Below are 19131 nucleotides of genomic sequence, written 5' to 3' on the forward strand. Positions count from 1 at the left end.
CAACCTGTAAGCGAGCCGTGATAGGACCACATCACGCCGCAAAGCTTCCGTGAGGCGGCCGATGAGTAAGTCTTTTCTCGCCTTGGTCTTGCTGGAAACACCCGCAACCCCGGACATGGTTGCGCTTGCTGCAGCCGTCCGTGCGCGACATCCCGAACTGCCGATGGAGGTGGACGGAGGCGGCGAGGGCGGCATGCAGCAGGGTTCGCCGCTGCTCCGCTGTGGCAACGAATTCGTGGCAGTGATGTCGATGCCGGCGCCCGTTCCAGACGATTCAGGACTGTGGTCACGCGCTGCCACGACATGGCCGGAGGGCAAGGCAGTTGCAGCCCGGCACCGAGGCCATGTGATCGTTTCGGTACTTGGCCAGAAGCAGCAACCGTTGTCCGCTGCTCGTCTGACGACTGCCGTCATCGGCGCTTTGATTGCGACGATGCCGCAATGCTGCGGCGTGGTCTGGAACGGCAAGGTCGCACGATCGGCCGATCTATGGCTGGATATGTCCATGCAATCGTTCGCGCCTTACCCCGACTATCCGTCCTCGCTATGGGTCGACATACTGCCGTTCCGTTCAGCGGCCGGCATCGGCGCAGTGACGATGGGTCTATCGGCATTTGCCCAGCGTGAAATTCAGTTCGAGACCCGCAAGCTGACGCTTGCAACCTTGATGTCCAAGGTGGACGGGCTTGCCGTCTATCTGGTCGAGCACGGGCCTGTGGTCAAGGACGGTCACACGTTCGGCCGCGACGAGCACGAGCGCTTCGCGGTCAGATACAAGAACTCCGATCAGTTCGGTGGCTTGCCCGTGTTCTTCTGCAGCGACGGTTCGGCGTAATAGGCGGCATGACAGAGTCATGATGGTGCGCGGAAGGAATTACGCGCGTCGTGGTCAGGAAGGTCGTCTGACGCGTCGGGTAGGAGCACTGGCAGTGGGCAGCGTCGGCACAATGCTCTAGAGTGCATTGGACCTGTATGTAAACGAGAGAAGACGGATGGTTCGTTCCCTTCCAGAGAGGCGCCAGAGCAAAACAAAGGTCCGAAGGTTCTATGTCGTAGGTCTGGACTTCAGGTTTCAAACGGCACCGGGATGGGAGATGGAGAATCTCGTTGCTCTCGCCGGCAAGCGCGAGGTACTTATTCCACCACCGGGGCGAGGCTTCGTGGCCTTCCCTGAACCACCGCGACTTGTCATCGACAAATCTCTCGGCCGGGCTCCTACGGACTGGGAGCTCTTTCACGACTACCACCTCGTGTCCGACCGGATGAAGAGCCTTCTTGAGGCGTTGGATTTAGAGGGAGTTCGTTTCGTCAGATGCGAGACATGGTATCGAGACGGCCCACCGGCGCAAACGTATTGGCTCTGCGACGTCGTCAGGGTTCTCGATGCCGTCGACGAAGCGAACTCCGTACTCGAGATCGAGTATCCCAGGCCCGATCGTAAGGTTTACAACCTGAATAGTAGAAGTTGCCTTCTCTTCAAAGAGGACGCTGTCGGAGCGGCCCATATCTTCAGGCTGCCCTTCTATCCCATGATCGTCTGCGACCAGGTGTTCAAGGATGCGTGCAAAGAGGCGGGTATGCGGGGCATCGGATTCACTGATGCGACCAAGTATTGAGCTGAAGCGTAGCTGCTGCCGATTCTGAAATCCTGTCGCATGGAAGTCCGCCGAGTAGGGCGGGAAAAACCTCGCTCTCCTTCCGTGGTCTCATCTCGCGGGAGGAATGTAAGGGGTTTGCCGCGTCTGCTGTCGGGGCTGCTCGTTGACACGTCGGGCAAAACACTGGCAGAGTGGTATGATCTAGAGAAAGGTGGGCCCGCGACGCTGTCGCGGGCTTTTTTGTTGCCCGTTCTTTGCAGCGGCAGGCGTCTCTTGGCGGCTCATGCGAGAACCTCGCTTCGAGCAATTGCTCGGCGCGGACGTCATGAATCTCGACGGCCCTACTCGTCGCAAGCTGCCGCTTCGCCCGACAGACAAGCAATCCAACCTCACAGTTCATTTCCTTCACTCGCATGCGGGCCAAACGTCTTTGGGCCGCGCTGATTGATGCCTTGGCGGACGCAAGAGGCTAACATGATCCAGATTCATCACATCTTGCCACAGATCCTTGCTGGCCACTTCACGCTGAAGGTCTTGGGTAATCGTTTCAACCTCAATAGCATCACGAATTTGATGGCTCTGCCATCAGATCTGCAAGCAGCTCGAGAGCTAGGATCAAGTCCTCATACGGGAGGTCATCTCGGAAGCTATAGCAAGATATTCTGCAAGTTTCTCGGTGTACTCCAGTCCCATCCATCCTTTGCCGCCGCTCAGGAAGGCGATGCCGCTGCTGTTGATCAACTGCATGCCGAACTGAACAGCTTTCTCGCCGCTGCCAAGCACGCACTGGCGAAGGGGCATTTGCTTGCCAATGCACCTTTAGGCATGACGAGCGAGGAGGGGAATAAGCGCATTGAAGATTGGTACGCAAATTGGAAAACGTATGCTGAAGAAAATCGAGACAGCATTCAGCAAATGCGGGAGACTGTCGATCAACTCCACGCCGCCGGCCAATGGGAAAACGCTTTGCGCGCCCCCGTTCTCCTTCCGGACGGCACCCGCAGTCTCGCCGACAAGATAGCGATACTAGCGCGATATCCCAAAGGCTCGCCTATTTCGCAGCACTTCACAGCTGTTGGACCTGTTCCCGATTTGCCTGGCCTCGTTCCGCCGTTTGTGGATACCCGCTTGCCAGGCTTCATCCCGCCTCGTCTTGAGGGAGTGAACAAGCCGGAAGGGTTTGCACCAAGCGACCCGCTCGCGACTTTTGGATCGCCGGGATTTCCGGTCCTATCGCCTGAATGGCAGCGTGGCATGCAATTGCCTCCCAGCACGGCATTGCCGCCCGACCCTCAAGTCCTGCAATTCCATCCAGAGACAGGCCAGCCGCTTACGTATCTTTCAGATGGGTCGCATGTTCTAGGCCCGCCGGCACCTCCTGATCAAGGCTCCGCGTTGCTGATGGGAGCTGGTGTGATTGGCACAGGCGCCCTGATGATACCTGGACTGGAGGGGCTCGGTGCTGCGATACTCTCAGGTGCGGCTGCTGCCGCTCTCACCCGACCTGCTTTCTCTGCGAGTGCCTCGGGTGCTACCCAAGTTGCAGATGGAAGTGTTTTCGCGCAAGGGGCGGCTTCTTACGATCCGTTCGACTTCGCCAGTCCTGCAGACGACCCGGAGGCGGCTCGGTCCAGCACCTTTGCAGATCGCTTCGCGAACTGGATCGACACTCCGGCAGGCACTGTGCCTGCGCAGACGTCGAATACGCCAGAAGCGCCGCCCGCTCCTGCTGCGGGAGCCGTCGCGCCCGATGAGGTTCGGCGTCTCGCCCGTGTCAACGAGTCCAACGCGACCAGTGTATTCTCGTCCGGGAGTGCACCGGTCCCCTATCTGCCTTCCCCCGATTTCGACGCTCGGTTCGGAAGCTGGACCGTGCCGACCGCTGATGGCCGGCCAGCCCAGACGAGCAGGCCGATAGGTGTATCCGCGGATGAGCCGAGCTATCTTATTCCGCCACCGATCTTCGGAGTGGAAAGTTCAGGCAATCCCCACAACGACGCTGAAGAGTGGTTCTCGCGCTGGATACGGCCGATGCTTGGGCGAGAGTGAAGAAGTTGAGCTCTTCGCATGTCGCTCAACATCGATCGTTTGCCACGTCGGGCAAAACACTGGCAGAATGGCATCATCGCAAGAATTCGGAACAGGCCCGCGGGATGCTGTAGGCTTGTTTGTTTTCGAGGGCGAGCGAGATGTTCGTCCGCTATGCAGCTGGTCCGAACCACCTCGTGAGCGCCTCCGCAAGTCCGCATCCGCGATCGTCTCCAACCCAGGCCACGTGCCCGTCGGGACGCACCAGCACGGCTTTTGGCGCGACGACTTGCCCGATCGCCGGAAGCTCCCACGCGCCGTCGTAACCGGCGCGGATGAGATTGACGCGATCTGCCCAAGAGGCGATGTCGAGATCGGGCGCCTCGCCGAAATTCAGCAGCAGCGCTTGCGCGTCATGCAGCAGCGTGAACAATCGCAGCGGCCGGCCGTCGACCATCAGGTCGAGATCGGGCATGCGGCGTCCGAGCAGCGCGTGGCCTTCGCCGAGATCGTAGCTTATGTCGAGACCGCTCATCAGGGCTCCGAAACGCCTGCGCGGCTCGTCCATGGCGAGCAGCTCGGACATGACCTCGCGCGCGGCGATGAGGCCGTCCTCGGCGCGGCGGAGCAGGGCGATCTGCGCCCTCGTGTTGCGCAGCACGCGCGCGGCCACGGGATGACGTTCGGTGTGGTAGGTGTCGAGCAGGTTTGGGGGCGAGATGCCCTTGACGACCTGCGCCAGCTTCCAGCCGAGATTGACCGCATCCTGCAGGCCGGTGTTGAGGCCCTGTCCGCCCACGGAGTGATGGATATGCGCGGCATCGCCGGCGAGCAGCACGCGTCCCCTGCGATAGGAGGCGGCCTGCCGCGCCGCATCGGTGAAGCGGGAGATCCAGGTGGGATTTTTCACGCCGAAGTCGGTGCCGTACACGGCGACGAGCGCCTCGCCGAGATCGCGCAAGCTCGGCTCGCCGCGCTCGCGCATTGCTTCCGTCACGACGACCAGCACGCGCCCGCTCTCCGTCTTGCTGAGACCGTGATAGCCGAGCGCATCGTGACGCAGGCCCCATGCGGGCTCCTCGCGCATCTCGACCTCGGCCATGAGGTTGCTGAGCGTCGGATCCGAGCCGGCGAAGTCGATGCCCACCATCTTGCGCACCAGGCTGCGGCCACCGTCGCAGCCGACCAGATAATTCGCACGCAATGTGCCGCCGCTCGATAGCGCGATGTCGATGCCCATCTCGTCCTGTGCGAAGCCCGTGACCTCGCAGTTCCGATAGACTGGCACCGCGAGCTCGTCGGCCCAATCGGCCAGGATGCGCTCGATATGGCTCTGCCGCAGGGCGAGCCCGTAAGCGTGGCGGGTCGGGAGGTCGCTGATGTCGAGCTTCGTCCAGGCGAAGCCGGCGAGTTGGACGATCTGTCCTTCGCGCAGGAAGCGCTCCGCGACGCCGCGCTGATCGAGGATCTCGATGCTGCGCGCGTGCAGTCCGCCGGCGCGCATGCCACCGAGGTCCTGGCTCGCGCGGCGCTCGACGATTGCGACGTCGATCTGCGCCAGCGCGAGTTCCGCGGCGAGCATCAGCCCGGTCGGGCCGCCGCCGGCGATCACTACAGCATGGCCGGTGGCTGCCGTGCGCGTTGCGCTCGTTCGTGAGCGGGTCGTCGGAAGCAGGATCGGCATCTCGTGACCCTCGAACCGTTGTTCGGGTCGAGGCTTCTACGCGATGACAGGGGGCTTGAAGCAAGCCCCTTGCGCACCACATATTGAGTTGGGAGGAGGGACTTCCGCTTCAGCGCTCGCCGCGTTGACGCGTCGGGCAAAACACCGGCAGAATGGCATCATCCAGATGCGTGCCGCACGTCGCGGCCTAATCGTCCTTGGACAAATCGCCGGGTTTTGTGGGCAGATCGATGGTGCCGCCGTCGCCATGCACGAGGTCGCGGTTGTTGTCTTCCGTTTCCCCGGCCTCTTCGATCATCGCTTCCTGCGTGGCGCGCTCCTTGTCGCCGCGCGGCTTTGAGCTTGGAAGATTTCGTGACGCCGTCCTGACCGTCATGGCGGGTTCTCCTGATCGCCTAACGCGGCCTTCGTGAGTTCGTTCGATTGACACGTCGGGCAAAACACTGGCAGAATGGCATCATCGAAACGAGTATGGTTCGGCCCGCGCGGAGCAATCCGCTAGCGGGCTTTATCATTTCGACGCCGAGACGGAATTCGTTTCCCTGTGATGCCCGACCGAGCCGATCGAAGCTCAATTTCGCAAAAAGCGAACTTGAGTGTTGACCCGTCGGGCAAAACACTGGCATAGTGACATCATCGCAAAGTTCGTAACACCCGCGCGGAATTCATCCGCCGCGGGTTTTTCGTTGCCTGTTTTTTGGAATCGGACGGCGGCCCACGCATCACGGCCACGCACTCGCTTGATACGCGTTCTTGGAGCGCCGATCGGCGTGCCGCCGTCCGAACCATTGCTGGCCGTGCACGCGCGAACGTGCCGGCTCGCGGCGCCGGGCTTGTTGCCCGCGCCGCTGCGGTCTCCGGGACCGGAGATAGGGTTCGCGCCCGAAACGATCGCGCCTCATTGCGCGATCTGCCGCGCATATTGTTTTCGGGAGAGACGATGACCGCCTATCTGATATCGCTGGCCCTCGCGGGCCTCGTCGCAATCGTGCTGTGGGAGACGTTGTCGTGAGCGAGGAGATCATGGAATGTGAGCCCGAGCCTGCACCGGTCCGCTTGCCCGCGCGCGGCAAGATGTCGAGGGCACGCACCCTGACCGAAATTCGCTCTCTTGCGCGGAGCCACACAAGAACCGCCATCAGGGTGCTCGTCGGCGTCATGCGCAGTGAGGACGCAACGCCGGCGGCGCGCGTCTCGGCTGCCAATGCGATCCTGGATCGCGGCTGGGGCAAGGCCGCCCAGCCGGTCGAAAATGGCGAAGACGGAGTGCTCGAATTGATCCACCGGATCGAACGCATCATCGTGCACCCGGCAAGGCCGGGTAGCGGTGACGCTGTTCATGAGACGGCGGAGATCCCGATCTGCAAGCTCACCTCGATTGATCGTTGACCCGTCGGGCAAAACACTGGCAGAGTGGCATCATCGACAGAAGTTGGTGTTGCCCGCGCGGACGCAGTCCGGAGCGGGTCTTTCGTTTTGATGCCTCCGGCTAATTCCTGGTCTGCTTGCCGGCCGGGCGTTGTCCGGCATAGGCGCGCTGCACCTGGTCGCTGCAATAAGACAGCTTTCGGCCATCGCCGGTGAAGTGTCCGTTGTCGATGATCCAGAGGATGACGGTCTTTTCGTCGATCTTCTTGAACATCAGGTTCTCGTGGTCCGGAGTAGAAGCCTTGTCTTGCACGCTGATAGCCTCAGAGCCCGAAGCAGGCTGCATCCTGCAGGCCGCGCCGATCCTGACGGTGTCGGGAAGCTGACCTCGCGTATTTTCTATCTTGCAAATGTTGGAGGCCGTCGTGATCGATTTGCCGGCGAACGCAACGATGGTGTCGTTGAATTTCGCGCAGCGGTCATCGAAATCGGCGCCTGCCGTCGCGTAGACGCCATCCCGCGGATCGGCCTGCTTGAGGGCTCGATCCTGCTCGGACTTCCGCCTCGCTTCCACCTTGGCTCTCGGGGTCGCCTCGGCCAGCGCGCGCTGCGTCTCCAGAGGGCAGTAGGCCGCACGCCACGCATTTGTCGGCAGCTATCGGCGGGGCTTCTTGGCCAACAGCTGACAGATCGGTTGCCGACATCAGAAGAACGACGACCGCCGCGAACGACGCGCCACGTCTTATCTCAACAAGACTCACGAACTGCTCCTGCGCTGAGGGGGTGTCGATCCGTTCGCCGACGTGCAGCAGCTTCGCGTGCAGAATAGTGGTAACAGCCACAAGTTGAGCAAGGGGTTCTATTGTCCGGGTATCGTGCTCTGGTCTCAGGACTAGATGCGGTAATGGGCCCGGCTCCGGAGCAAGGGGTCATGATGGTGGCTGTCCCCCGATAGATGATGAAACGGGGTCACGACTTGAGTCGGCCCCAAGCATCTGGAGACGGAGGACAGCCGTGGAGAATTATGCCGGAATCGACGTGTCATTGGAACTGTCGAGCGTGTGTGTTGTGGACGCCCAGGGTAAGATCCTGAAGGAAGCGAAGGTCGCAAGCGAACCCGACGCCTTAGTTGACTTTTTTGAGACGCTCGGCTTTGCAGTGAAGCGGATCGGGCTGGAGGCTGGGCCGCTGTCGCAATGGCTGCATGCAGGCCTGAAAGGTGCAGGATTTGAAACAGTTCTGCTGGAAACGCGGCACGTGAAGGCCGCATTATCTGCAATGACGGTCAAGACGGATCGCAAGGATGCCCGCGGGATCGCCCAGTTGATCCGGATGGGATGGTTTCGGCAGGTACACGCAAAGTCGGTTGATGCGCAAGAGATCCGGGCACTCCTGATCGCACGCAAACAGCTTCTCGGGCGGCTGATCGATGTAGAATTAAGTATCCGAGGGATTTTGCGCGGCTTCGGTCTGAAGGTTGGCCCGGTGACGCGAAGGAATTTTGAAGCGCGGATTCGAGAGTTGGTTGCAGGCCAGGCGACATTGGAGCGCATTGCTGGTGCGATGCTTTCGGCACGATCGGCCCTGAAGGCAGAATACGGAAGACTACACAAGGCTGTGCTGGCAATTGTGCGTGATGATGCAGTCTGCCGCCGGCTTATGACAGTACCAGGCGTTGGCCCCCTGGTGGCCATCACCTACAAATCGGCGATTGATGATCCTCATCGCATTGTAAAGTCAAAGGCAGCAGGCGCGCTGTTCGGGCTCACGCCAAAGAAATATCAATCGGGAGAAAAGGACGTCACGGGCGGAATCACGCTGGCCGGCGATGAGACGGTGCGGACGGCCTTGTATGAAGCCGCCAACGTTCTGTTATCGCGCATCACGCGGTTCTCAAAACTCAAACGCTGGGGGATGGACGTCGCCAAGCGGAGAGGCTCGAAGCGCGCAAAGGTCGCCTTGGCACGCAAGCTCGCAGTGATCCTGCATCGGATCTGGGTCGATGGCACGACTTACCGATGGGCCGAAGCGGGCTCAATCGCAGCATAGAAGACGTGGAGGAGATCGAGAACGCAACCGGGATGAACTGAAGCCCGGTGCCCGAAGTCCCGTCGCCGGGACGGTGGATGCGGTGAAGCCGTTACACACCCAGTGGCCGTCGTCCGACGAACCACGCGTATCTAGATAGGCTCTACCGCTCCCTCTGACAGCATGATGTGGCGGCCAGGCGTCGACCACGAACAGAAGCATGAGCTCGGCGGCGTGGCGTTCACTCGGGAGGCTTGACATCATCGGGCCCATTACAGAAGGGTCTGTACCTAATTAGCGAACTCTGATTCCCTCGCAGCGGGTTGATTCCACGCGGGGGACTTCGATGCGCAAAGGACTGTTCTGACTCAACGACAAGCAATGGGCTCTGATAGAGCCGCATCTGCCAACGAACCAGACCGGACCGGTGCGCGATGACGATCGACGCGTCATCAGCGGTATCATTCACATGCTTCAGTGCGGCGCACGCTGGCGCGATTGCCCGCCCGACTATGGTCCGTACACGACGATCTACAATCGTTTCAATCGCTGGGCCAAGCGCGGACATTGGCGGGCGATCTTTGAAGCGCTCGCCCGCTGCGGCAAAGACGGCGTGACTTTGTCCATCGACTCCACCACGATCAAAGCGCATCGCTCGGCGAGCGGCGGAAAAGGGGGGAGCATGAACAAGCGATCGGCCGCTCGCGCGGCGGGCGGACCACGAAAATCCACGCGCTGAGCGACCCTGACTGCAGACCTTGCGCATTTCATCTCACTCCAGGCCAGGACGCTGATATTGCCGCAGCGCCAGCCCTTTTGGAACTCGCGCCACCCATGTCTGCCCTCATTGGCGACAAAGGGTACGACGGCGACGGCTTTCGAGCCGAAATCGTCGATCGTGGTGCCAAGCCCGTCATTCCAAACAAATCCAACAGGGTCACTCTCCACAGCTTCAGCAAACGCGCCTACAAGGGGCGCAACGTTATCGAGCGCTGTTTCTGCCGCCTCAAGGATTTCAGGCGTGTCGCAACTCGCTACGACAAACTAGCCAGGAACTTCTTGGCTGCCGTCCATCTCGCCGCCATCGTTGCCTATTGGATCAATTGAGTTCGAGCCCTAGTACTTCGAAAACATTGGAGAGTGGAATGTCTTGGCAAGATGCCCTGCGGCGAATGAATTGCAGGCTTCGAACCCGCATACAACCAGCCCATACGATGCGATACGGGACCGTGGTACGTCACCACGTCAGGGCATAGACGGAAACTACAACGTCAGCCCGAATGGGCAGCGGGGTATCAATCTGACGCATCCTGCGTCGCACTCTCCAGTCAACGGCATCGTGCCAAATGCTGGCGGGTAGAAGCGCGATCAGGGATGCCAATGGCATGTCGCACGAGCTTCTGCACACGCACCCCAGATATGTCAGCGTAGGCGATCCGGTCGTTGCAGGGCAGTTAGTCGGCTCGATGGGCAACACAGGAGTGATCGAGCCGTATATCGAAAGCGGCGATCATCATCTTCATTATCAGCTGAAGGACCCCGCCGGTCGTCGCCTCAAGCCTTGTGGCGCAGGCTCACCGGCCTGCCTTAGGGCGAGCGAGCGCATCCATTGTCCATCCTGAAAATTCCGACGGCCAAGATCTTCGAGCCGCTGCTGCAACCCGCGCGCTACAAGGGGATTTACGGGGGGCGCGGCTCGGGCAAATCGCATTTTTTCGGCGAGCTTCTGGTCGAGACCTGCCAGGCCGAACGCGGCACGCTCGCGGTCTGCATCCGCGAGGCGCAACGCACGCTGGCACAATCGTCGAAGCGTTTGATCGAAGGGAAGATTGCAAGCCTCGGTCTCGGCCACGGCTTCAAGCTGTTCAGCGACAAGATCGAGACGCCCGGGAACGGGCTGATCATCTTCCGCGGGCTTCAGGATCACACGGCCGACTCGATCAAATCCCTGGAGGGATTTCGCATTGCCTGGATCGACGAGGCGCAATCTCTCAGCGCGCGCAGCCTCGCGCTGCTGCGGCCGACGATCCGCGCAAAGGACTCCGAGCTGTGGGCGAGCTGGAATCCGCGCCGCAAGAGCGATGCGATCGACGAATTTTTGCGCGGACGGGAGCCCGATGGCGCCGTCGTCGTGAAGGCGAACTGGCGCGACAATCCTTGGTTTCCGGATGTACTCGAGGAGGAGCGTTTGCTCGACCAGAAACTCTATCCGGAACGTTACGATCACATCTGGGAGGGCGACTATGCGCGCGCCTTCGAAGGAGCTTATTTTGCCTCACTGCTCTCGGAAGCGCGCGCTCAGGGGCGGATTGGAAAAGTCGTCGCAGATCCGCTGCTGCCGCTCCGCGCCTTCATCGACATCGGCGGCGCGGGGGCAGCGGCGGATGCCTTCACGATCTGGATCGTGCAATGGGTCGGCAGCGAAATGAGGGCTGACTTTCAGCATCTGCGAAGGTGGCGAAAGAGCGTGGAGCAGGCACAGAGTTACACTTTCAAAGCCGTAATCACAGTGCTTGCCACCGGCCTGATGGGAGCCGTCTGGCTCGGAGTCAAGGTCGTGCTGAGCAAATGAACGTTCGGTAGGCGCGCCGGCGGCCGCGCGTTTCCTGGCGAATAGGTCGTCTCATGTACAGAATTCGCATTGTCGATACATCCGACGACGACATCGTCGATACATTATCCGATCTGCATCGATTGACGTTCTTCGATGCCGCTGTAATGCCTCAATTTGAGTTGGGAGCGTGGTGGTTGGCCTATCAGGGCGATGATGCCGTCGCCTTCGCCGGTGTCCTTCCATCGACGCATGTCAGAAATGGCGGCTACTTCTCCAGAGTCGGGGTGCTGCAGCGACACTGGGGACGAGGCCTTCAGCGCAGGATGATGCGTGTGGTTGAGGCGAGGGGACGGCGTATCGGATGGGGCAGTATCGTCTCTGATACGACGGACAATCCCGTTTCTGCGAACAACTTCATCCAGGCGGGCTATCGGCTGTTTGAACCAGAGGCGCCCTGGGCTTGGTCGCATTCGCTTTATTGGCGAAAGTTGCTTCGCTGAGCAGGGTTTCCCGCGATGCGGAACGTAGCCCTCATGCGCAGTAGCGCGAGTTGCAGCACAGCCTCGTGCGCGCACAATGTCGAACGGCCCGGCAGCTTGATGGCTGCCGGGCCCTTTTTGCGTTTTCAGGTATGTGGTTGAAGCACTTGCGAAGTTGGTTGCGCCGGGCTTTAAGTTTGCTCTCGCAGGAAATCGGCGACCACAAGCCGATGTAAGGGAGCGTCATCGATGTCTACCAAGCCCCAATTGCCCGAGCGTCCCCCGCGAGCAACGGAAGGGCCTGCGGCGCTCGATGGTCTGCTGGTCGTCGATTTTACGCGCGTGGTTGCCGGCCCCGCCTGCACGCAGACGCTGGCTGATTTCGGCGCGCGTGTCATCAAGATCGAGAATCCGGACGGCGGTGACGATACACGCGCATATGAGCACGCCGAAATCGGCGGCGAGAGCGCTGCTTATCTTAGCCTCAACCGCAACAAGCTCGGCATCGCGCTGGACCTCGCTGTGCCCGAGGGCCGCGAGATCGCCCTGGATCTGATCCGCAGGGCCGACGTGGTCGTCGAGAATTTTTCGAGCGGGGTCATGAAGAAATTCGGCCTTGACTACGACGCGGTCTCGCCGCTCAACCCTCGGTTGGTCTATTGCTCGATCTCAGCCTATGGGCGCTCCGGGCCTTTCGCCTCGCGTCCCGGCTTCGATCCCATCACCCAGGCGGAAAGCGGCTTCATGTCGCTCAACGGATTTGCCGACGGTCCCCCGGTTCGCACCGGCCCACCCATCGTGGACATTGCCACGGGAATGTCGGCGTGTAACGCAATTCTTCTCGCTCTGCTGGCGCGGGATCGCCTGGGCCGCGGCCAGCACGTCGAGGTTGCCCTGTTCGACATAGCAATGGCAATGACAGGGTTCTACGGTATGGCCTATCTGATCAACGGTCAAAATCCCGGCCGGTTCGGAAATTCGCCGAGCGGATCTCCCACTGTCGGGGTCTATGAGGCTTCCGATGGCCCACTCTACATGGCCTGCGCCAACGACCGGCTCTATCGCCGGCTGGTCGTCGAGGTGCTGGATCGGCCTGATCTCGTCACCGACCCGCAATTCGCAACGCGCAAGGCGCGTTCGGAGAACAAGGAGCTGCTGCGGGCAACCATCGCGGAAGTCTTCGCAAGCGATACCCTCGAGAACTGGATGGCGAAGATGAAGCGGGCCAATATTCCGGTCGGCTATCTCCGCACCGTCGAGGAGGGCTTTAACGCACCCGAGGCCCGCGACCGGCATCGCCTGAGCCGGATCCCGCATCCTACCGCCGACTGGGTCCCGAACATCGAGACGCCGATTACCATGAGTCTAACCGCCGCGATCGATCCCGTGGCCGCACCTTTGTTGGGCGAGCATACCACGGACGTCTTGCGTGACACGCTTGGTTATGACCAGCGTCGGATAACTGAGTTTGCCAAAAGGGGAGCTTTTGGATCGGGCAAGCCCTCAGCTTGAGACTGAACGGTTAACTTTGTCGGAGGCATCGCGGGGCTTCCAGATCGTTGCTTCACGATGCTGGCCGCGATATCGCCTACTTTCCGCCAGCCGGCTCGGATCGGTCGGCTTGATTTGGCGATATTCCCGCCGCATAAATGTGCGAAAGTGAGGGATGCGGAATGGCGCCTGGTCAAGAGCCGAGCGTGGGTCAGCCTAACGGGCCGGGATCCGGCGAGCGCGCTTACGCAGCAATGATCGCGAACGCTCGGGCGCTCCTGCCGCGACTGCGAGAGCGAGCTGCCCGAACCGAAGAGCTCCGGTACCTTCCGCCCGAGACCGAACGGGATCTGCACGACGCCGGTCTGTTCCGGATGCTCCAGCCCAGGCGCATTGGCGGCGCCGAGCTCGATTATGTCGCCCTGATTGATTGCGCCGATCTGCTTGGACAGGCGGATGCGTCGGTGGCCTGGAATCTCGCCAATCTGGCGAGCCATCACTGGATGCTCGGCATGTTCGAGCAGAGGGCGCAAGATCTGGTTTGGGGCCGTGATCCGGACACGTTAATTGCCTCCTCCTTCATCTTTCCAGCCGGGCGCGCCACGAGGGTCAAGGGCGGATACCAGTTGCACGGAAGTTGGCCGTTTTCGTCCGGCGTCGCGTCGTGCGAATGGAACATGCTTGCAAGCGTGGTCTCCTCTGAAGACGAGGCAGATGGTATCGAGTACCGGATATTTCTTCTTCCGAAGGGCGATTATAGAGTCCTCGACACCTGGAATGTCGCCGGGCTGCGAGGCACCGGCTCTTGCGATGTGGAGGTCCGGGACGCCTTCGTAGCCGACCATATGACTGTCGCGGTTGGCGAGCTAACCGGTGGCCGGTCGCCGGGAAGCAAAGTTAATTCCAATCCGTTGTATACGTTACCTGTGTTCTCGCTATTCCCTTACGTCTTGTCCGGTGTTGCGTTGGGAAATGCCCAGGCGTGCCTGAACGACTACATCGAGATCGCGCGTCATCGCATTTCCACCTACAACCGTGCCAAGCTGAGCGACTTTCAGAGCACGCAGATCAAGATCGCAGAGGCTTCCGCCAAGATCGACGCTGCCCGCCTGATCATGCGTTCGGCTTGCATCGATGCCATGGAGAACGCAAGGCGTGGCCATATTCCAGATATGTCAGCCAAGACCCGATATCGGCGCGACGGAGCCTTCTCGGTGAACTTGTGTACGGATGCGGTCTCGATGCTGTTTGCAGCGAGCGGAGCGCGCGGCTTGTTCACGACGGGGGTGTTGCAGCGGCAATTCCGCGATGCCCACGCGATCAACTCACATCTCGCCTTCAATTTTGATGCGGCTGGAACCAACTATGGACGCGTGGCGCTAGGCCTGCCGTCCGAAAATCTCACGCTGTGAGGCCGGCCGATGAATGATCTGCCGAAGCAGCCGGCCGTGCCCGATCCAGCCAACGAACTCGCGAGCGACAGCTCGCTGATCGATCCTCGCGATTTTCGAAATGCGCTGGGCACATTCGGAACGGGCGTAACGATCATCACCGCCACTGCGGCCGATGGAAAGCCGTATGGCATCACGTGCAATTCATTTGCTTCGGTCTCCTTGAATCCGCCCCTGGTCCTCTGGAGCCTCGGGGTCTATTCCTCAAGCCTGCCTGTGTTCCAGAACGCCAGCCACTTCGTCATCCATGTCCTGGGCACGGCGCAACAGGCGCTCGCGAACACGTTTGCGAAATCATCCGAAGACAAGTTCGCCGGTGTCGATTGGGCGCCAGGCCTCGGCAACGCTCCAGTGCTCGCCGAGAGCGTCGCCAGTTTTCAATGCCGCTCCGTCAACCGCTATTATGGCGGCGATCACGTGATCTTTCTCGGAGCAGTCGAGGCCTATGTCTACAATGCCAAGGAACCTCTGCTGTTTGCACGGGGGACATATGGCCGATTCCTGGCCGATGATGAGCGCAAGAAGTCCCCGTAAGGCACCTCTGGTTCTATTTGGAAGCTCAATGTTCTGTTGCCGAGAGCTTGTAGATTTCCAGCGCGTCAGCATCCGCGCCGTGCGCGGCCTTGGCCAGCCTGAAAAGTTGTCCGGCAAGCGATGCCATCGGCACCGGCGTTGACGTCGTCTGCGCGACAGCGGCGACCGTATCGAGATCCTTGAGGATCGTGGCGATGTGACCGAGCGGCGGGGAGTGAATGCCCTGGACCATCCGTGGCACGAAAAGCTGAAGCGGGATGGAATCCGCAAAGCCACCGGCGAGCGCTTCGGGCAATCGATTGGCATCAATTCCTGCGTTCACGGCAAGGCGGGTTGCTTCAGCGAGGACGGCCATCGCACATCCGACGATCACCTGATTGCACAGCTTTGTCGTCTGACCTGCGCCAGTAGGTCCCATATGGGTGAACCTGCGTGCCATGGCGAGGACGTAAGAGCGCACCCGCTCGACGTCGGCAATGTCTCCGCCGGCCATGATGGCAAGCGTGCCTTCCTCGGCGCCCTTGGTACCGCCGGACACGGGTGCGTCGATCCAGCCTGCGCCGTTAGTATCCTTCAATCGGCTCGCGAGGTCGCGCGCAGCGTCGGGATGGATCGACGAGAAGTCCACGACGAGCTTGCCCGTACCGGCCGCGGCCGAAAGACCTTCAGCTCCGAATATCACCTCTTCAACCGCCGCGGCGTCCGTCACACACATGAAGACGATTTCCGCGTTCGTCATAACGTCCCGGGGGCTCATTGCGCGCCGTGCACCGGCTTCTACCAGCGGAGCGATCTTGCTCTCCGAACGGTTCCAAACGGTGACCTGATAGCCGGCCTTGAGCAGGCGGCGGGTCATCGGCGTTCCCATCAGCCCGAGGCCGACATACCCGAGTTGCTCGCCGCCCTGCGGGTTTGTCTTGCTCGTCTCAGCCATAGGTTGCCTCCTCCGGTCGCAGCGCAATGGTGCACGACCGCCCCCATACCATACATTGCGCGCTCTTGGACGAGACCGGGCCGGCTTGCATGGCTTGCCTGATTGTTTGAACCATGAAACATTTGGATCGGTCGGGTTCGGTGGCGCCGGTCGGCGCCGGAGCAACGGAGTGGGCGCGATGCGGACGGTTTCGAGGTTGATGCTGGCAACTGGGGCGGTAGCCGCCGCGATTGCGGTCGCGGCTCCCTCACGGGCGCAGCAGACGATCCGCGTCGGCTGGACGATCCCCGCCGAGGAGTCCAAGTACTGGATGATGCGCCGCCCGGCTGAATTCCCCGATATCGGCAAGACCTACAACATCGAATGGACCCAGTTTCAGGGCACCGCCCCAATGACGCAGGCATTGGCGGCGGGCGCTCTGGATTGCGCGACGCAGGCACCGCTATCGCTTTCCAACGGCGTGGTTGGGGGCAATCTCAAGGCCTACATCGTGGCGCAGCATGTCTTCGAGAAGCCCGGCGGCTTTTCGGTCTATTGGGCCGTGATGGATGACTCGTCGATCAAGACCATTGCCGACCTCAAGGGCAAGACTGTCGGCATTTCCGTGATCGGCGGCGGCACGCAGGGGCCGTTCAACCTGCTCCTGAAGCAGAATGGCATCGATCCGGCCAAGGACATCAAGCTGGTCGAGGTCGGCTTTGCTGTTTCTGAAGATGCGCTGCGTCAGGGACGTGTCGACGCAGTCAACATGAACCAGCCGTTTGCCGCGCGCGCCGAAGCGAAGGGCGGGACAAGGAAACTGTTCTCGCTGTCGCAGGCCATGCCGAACATCGTGCACATTTTGGAAGCCTGCCGTGCCGATTTCGTCGACAAGAACCCGGAACTGGTCAAAGCATATGTTCGTGACATCACGTCGGGCATGAAGAAGGCCTTGGCGAACCGCGAAGAGACCTTGAAAGTCGTGTCCGAAGTACTGAAGGCCCCCGTTCCGATTCTCGAGACGTACCTGCTCAAGGAGAACGATTTCGGCCGTGACCCGGGAGCTGCGCCGAACTTCCCCGCCATTCAGAAGATGCTCGACATCTACGCAGAGACGGGAATGCTGCCGAAGCTCGATGTCGCTCAGTTCAAACATCCGACGATCGTTGCCCCACTGCAATAGGTGGTCGAACGAGCTATCCGGCGAGTGAGATCGCAACGTCCCGGTCGCCCGGGACATTGCATGAAGAAGATGCAGGCATGAAGAAGTTGCGATCACGGGTGACGACGGACGGGCTCGACCGGGCTCCGCACCGCGCTTTCATGCGCGCGATGGGCCTCGACGACACCGCGATTGCCAGGCCGATGGTCGGCGTCGTCAGCATGAAGGGCGAGCAGACGCCCTGCAACATGACCCATGATTTCCAGGTGGCCGCAGCCAAGACCGGAATCGAAGAGGCCGGCGGGACGCCGCGCGAATTCTCGACCGTGTCGGTCTCCGACGGCATCAGTATGAATCATGAGGGAATGAAGTTTTCCCTGTTTTCGCGCGAGCTGATTGCCGACTCGATCGAGGCAGTCGTACATGGCCTCGCCTACGATGCGTTGATTGGATACGGCGGATGCGACAAGACGCTTCCCGGCGTGATGATGGGCATGGTTCGTTGCAATGTGCCGTCCATTTTCATCTATGGCGGCAGCTCGCTACCGGGGCGCGTTGATGGGCGGACCCTCACAGTCCTCGACTCCTACGAGGCCGTCGGCAGTTTCATGACGGGTGAGATCGACGGTGCCATGCTTGAGCGGATCGAGCGTGCTTGCCTGCCGACCATCGGTGCGTGCGCGGGCCAATTCACGGCGAACACCATGGGGATGGTGTCGGAGGCGATGGGCCTTACCATCCCCAACGTGTCGATGGTGCCTGGCATCTACGCCGAGCGCGCGCAGATCTCGCGGCGCGCCGGACGCCTGATCATGGAGATGCTGGAACGCGGCGGGCCGCTCCCGCGCGACATCGTGACGCGGAAATCCCTCGAGAATGGCGCGGCCATCGTGGCGGCCACTGGCGGGTCGACCAACGCCGCGCTGCATTTGCCCGCGATTGCGAATGAAGCAGGCATCGCGTTCACGATCGATGATGTTGGCGAGGTCTTCACCAGGACGCCACTGATCGGAAACCTGCGCCCGGGGGGTAAGTACACTGCGAAGGACGTCTATGACATCGGCGGCGCGGCCGTGGTCATCCGCGAGCTGATCCAGAGCGGCCACATGGATGGCAGCTGCATAACCATCACGGGCCGCTCACTTGCCGAAGAATACGGTACAGCCAACACGCCTGATGGGGAAATCGTTTACTCGGCTCGCGCGCCGATCATGCCGGATGGCGGCGTGGCGGTGCTGAAGGGCAATCTTTGTCCTGACGGCGCGGTTATCAAGGTCGCAGGTCTCAAGAGCCTGGTCTTTGAGGGCATCGCGCGCGTTTTCGAAGACGAGGAAGGCTGTGTCGCGGCTGTGCGGGACCGCAGCTACAAGGCCGGCGACGTCCTTGTGATCCGCAATGAGGGGCCGGTCGGCGGCCCCGGCATGCGCGAGATGCTCGGTGTCACCGCTCTGATCTACGGGCAGGGCATGGGCGAAAAAGTGGCGCTGATCACCGACGGGCGGTTCTCCGGTGCCACCCGTGGCATGTGCATCGGCTATGTCTCCCCCGAAGCATTTGTTGGCGGCCCACTTGCGCTCGTGCGAGATGGCGACAAGATCCGGATCGACGCGGCTGGCCGGCGCATGGACGTGTTGATCGACGAGCCGGAGCTCGCTGCACGCCGGCGCGACTGGAAGCAGCGACCGCCACGGCATCGGGCCGGCGCACTGGCGAAGTATGCGCGATTGGTTGGCCAAGCGCCGGGTGGAGCGGTTACGCACGAGGGCCCGGCGGAATGGCTCTGGTTCGAGTGACAAGCCGCGGTGTTGCCGAAGGCAACCGCCCGTCTGGCAGGCTTTTTG

Annotated in this window: 16 protein-coding genes and 2 pseudogenes; 14 read left to right on the top strand and 4 right to left on the bottom strand. The window is 61.1% G+C overall.

Annotation, left to right across the window (positions count from 1 at the left end; translation table 11 throughout):
* Positions 1–115: 115 nt before the first annotated feature.
* The 3 genes from ACRQ5Q_RS13005 (at position 116) to ACRQ5Q_RS13015 (ending at position 3647) form a co-directional block, all read left to right on the top strand.
* On the top strand, positions 116–835 hold the full coding sequence (locus ACRQ5Q_RS13005) for a DUF4261 domain-containing protein (RefSeq protein WP_439398129.1): 720 nt from the start codon (positions 116–118) through the stop codon (positions 833–835).
* Positions 836–992: 157 nt separating this feature from the next.
* Positions 993–1616 (top strand): imm11 family protein, encoded by a 624-nt coding sequence (locus tag ACRQ5Q_RS13010; RefSeq protein WP_439398131.1) that lies wholly within the window; start codon positions 993–995, stop codon positions 1614–1616.
* 456 nt (positions 1617–2072) lie between these two features.
* Entirely contained in the window at positions 2073–3647 is a 1575-nt protein-coding gene (locus ACRQ5Q_RS13015; protein ID WP_439398133.1) for a hypothetical protein, read from the top strand.
* A 151-nt stretch (positions 3648–3798) separates the two neighbouring features.
* On the opposite strand, the gene ACRQ5Q_RS13020 is transcribed toward ACRQ5Q_RS13015, so the two are convergent.
* Positions 3799–5310, bottom strand: coding sequence for an FAD-dependent monooxygenase (locus ACRQ5Q_RS13020; protein WP_439398134.1), 1512 nt, complete (start codon positions 5308–5310; stop codon positions 3799–3801).
* 187 nt (positions 5311–5497) lie between these two features.
* On the bottom strand, positions 5498–5686 hold the full coding sequence (locus ACRQ5Q_RS13025) for a hypothetical protein (RefSeq protein WP_439369557.1): 189 nt from the start codon (positions 5684–5686) through the stop codon (positions 5498–5500).
* A 647-nt stretch (positions 5687–6333) separates the two neighbouring features.
* Between ACRQ5Q_RS13025 and ACRQ5Q_RS13030 the strand changes: the two genes are divergently transcribed.
* Positions 6334–6699, top strand: a complete 366-nt coding sequence (locus ACRQ5Q_RS13030; RefSeq protein ID WP_439399807.1) for a hypothetical protein — start codon at positions 6334–6336, stop codon at positions 6697–6699.
* Positions 6700–6799: 100 nt separating this feature from the next.
* On the opposite strand, the gene ACRQ5Q_RS13035 is transcribed toward ACRQ5Q_RS13030, so the two are convergent.
* Positions 6800–7252, bottom strand: a complete 453-nt coding sequence (locus ACRQ5Q_RS13035) for a hypothetical protein (RefSeq protein ID WP_439398136.1) — start codon at positions 7250–7252, stop codon at positions 6800–6802.
* 440 nt (positions 7253–7692) lie between these two features.
* Between ACRQ5Q_RS13035 and ACRQ5Q_RS13040 the strand changes: the two genes are divergently transcribed.
* The 8 genes and pseudogenes from ACRQ5Q_RS13040 (at position 7693) to ACRQ5Q_RS13075 (ending at position 15215) form a co-directional block, all read left to right on the top strand.
* Complete coding sequence (locus tag ACRQ5Q_RS13040; RefSeq protein WP_439397461.1) at positions 7693–8727, top strand: IS110 family transposase; 1035 nt, start codon at positions 7693–7695, stop codon at positions 8725–8727.
* A 406-nt stretch (positions 8728–9133) separates the two neighbouring features.
* Positions 9134–9813: pseudogene (locus ACRQ5Q_RS13045) on the top strand (IS5 family transposase).
* 278 nt (positions 9814–10091) lie between these two features.
* Positions 10092–10328, top strand: coding sequence for a hypothetical protein (locus ACRQ5Q_RS13050; protein ID WP_439369554.1), 237 nt, complete (start codon positions 10092–10094; stop codon positions 10326–10328).
* Positions 10316–10930 (top strand): annotated as a pseudogene (locus ACRQ5Q_RS13055) (PBSX family phage terminase large subunit); the annotation flags it as partial. The gene ACRQ5Q_RS13050 and the pseudogene ACRQ5Q_RS13055, both read left to right, overlap by 13 nt.
* 401 nt (positions 10931–11331) lie before the next feature.
* Positions 11332–11760 (top strand): GNAT family N-acetyltransferase, encoded by a 429-nt coding sequence (locus ACRQ5Q_RS13060; protein WP_439398137.1) that lies wholly within the window; start codon positions 11332–11334, stop codon positions 11758–11760.
* A 228-nt stretch (positions 11761–11988) separates the two neighbouring features.
* The gene (locus ACRQ5Q_RS13065) at positions 11989–13251 is read left to right on the top strand and encodes a CaiB/BaiF CoA transferase family protein (RefSeq protein WP_439398139.1); all 1263 of its coding nucleotides are present in this window, start codon (positions 11989–11991) and stop codon (positions 13249–13251) included.
* 161 nt (positions 13252–13412) lie between these two features.
* Positions 13413–14642 carry an acyl-CoA dehydrogenase family protein gene (locus ACRQ5Q_RS13070; RefSeq protein ID WP_439398140.1) on the top strand — a complete coding sequence of 410 codons (1230 nt, stop codon included), beginning with the start codon at positions 13413–13415 and terminating at the stop codon, positions 14640–14642.
* Between the two features lie 9 nt (positions 14643–14651).
* Complete coding sequence (locus tag ACRQ5Q_RS13075) at positions 14652–15215, top strand: flavin reductase family protein (protein WP_439398142.1); 564 nt, start codon at positions 14652–14654, stop codon at positions 15213–15215.
* 25 nt (positions 15216–15240) lie between these two features.
* Here the strand turns inward: ACRQ5Q_RS13075 and ACRQ5Q_RS13080 are convergent, their stop codons facing one another.
* Complete coding sequence (locus ACRQ5Q_RS13080) at positions 15241–16149, bottom strand: NAD(P)-dependent oxidoreductase (protein WP_439399809.1); 909 nt, start codon at positions 16147–16149, stop codon at positions 15241–15243.
* A 178-nt stretch (positions 16150–16327) separates the two neighbouring features.
* On the opposite strand from ACRQ5Q_RS13080, the gene ACRQ5Q_RS13085 reads away from it, so the two are divergent.
* Positions 16328–17311, top strand: coding sequence for an ABC transporter substrate-binding protein (locus tag ACRQ5Q_RS13085; protein ID WP_439375654.1), 984 nt, complete (start codon positions 16328–16330; stop codon positions 17309–17311).
* Between the two features lie 77 nt (positions 17312–17388).
* Positions 17389–19083 carry a dihydroxy-acid dehydratase gene (gene ilvD / locus ACRQ5Q_RS13090; RefSeq protein WP_439369524.1) on the top strand — a complete coding sequence of 565 codons (1695 nt, stop codon included), beginning with the start codon at positions 17389–17391 and terminating at the stop codon, positions 19081–19083.
* The last annotated feature ends 48 nt before the right edge of the window (positions 19084–19131 follow it).

Source organism: Bradyrhizobium sp. PMVTL-01 (assembly GCF_051861855.1).
Taxonomy (GTDB): domain Bacteria; phylum Pseudomonadota; class Alphaproteobacteria; order Rhizobiales; family Xanthobacteraceae; genus Bradyrhizobium.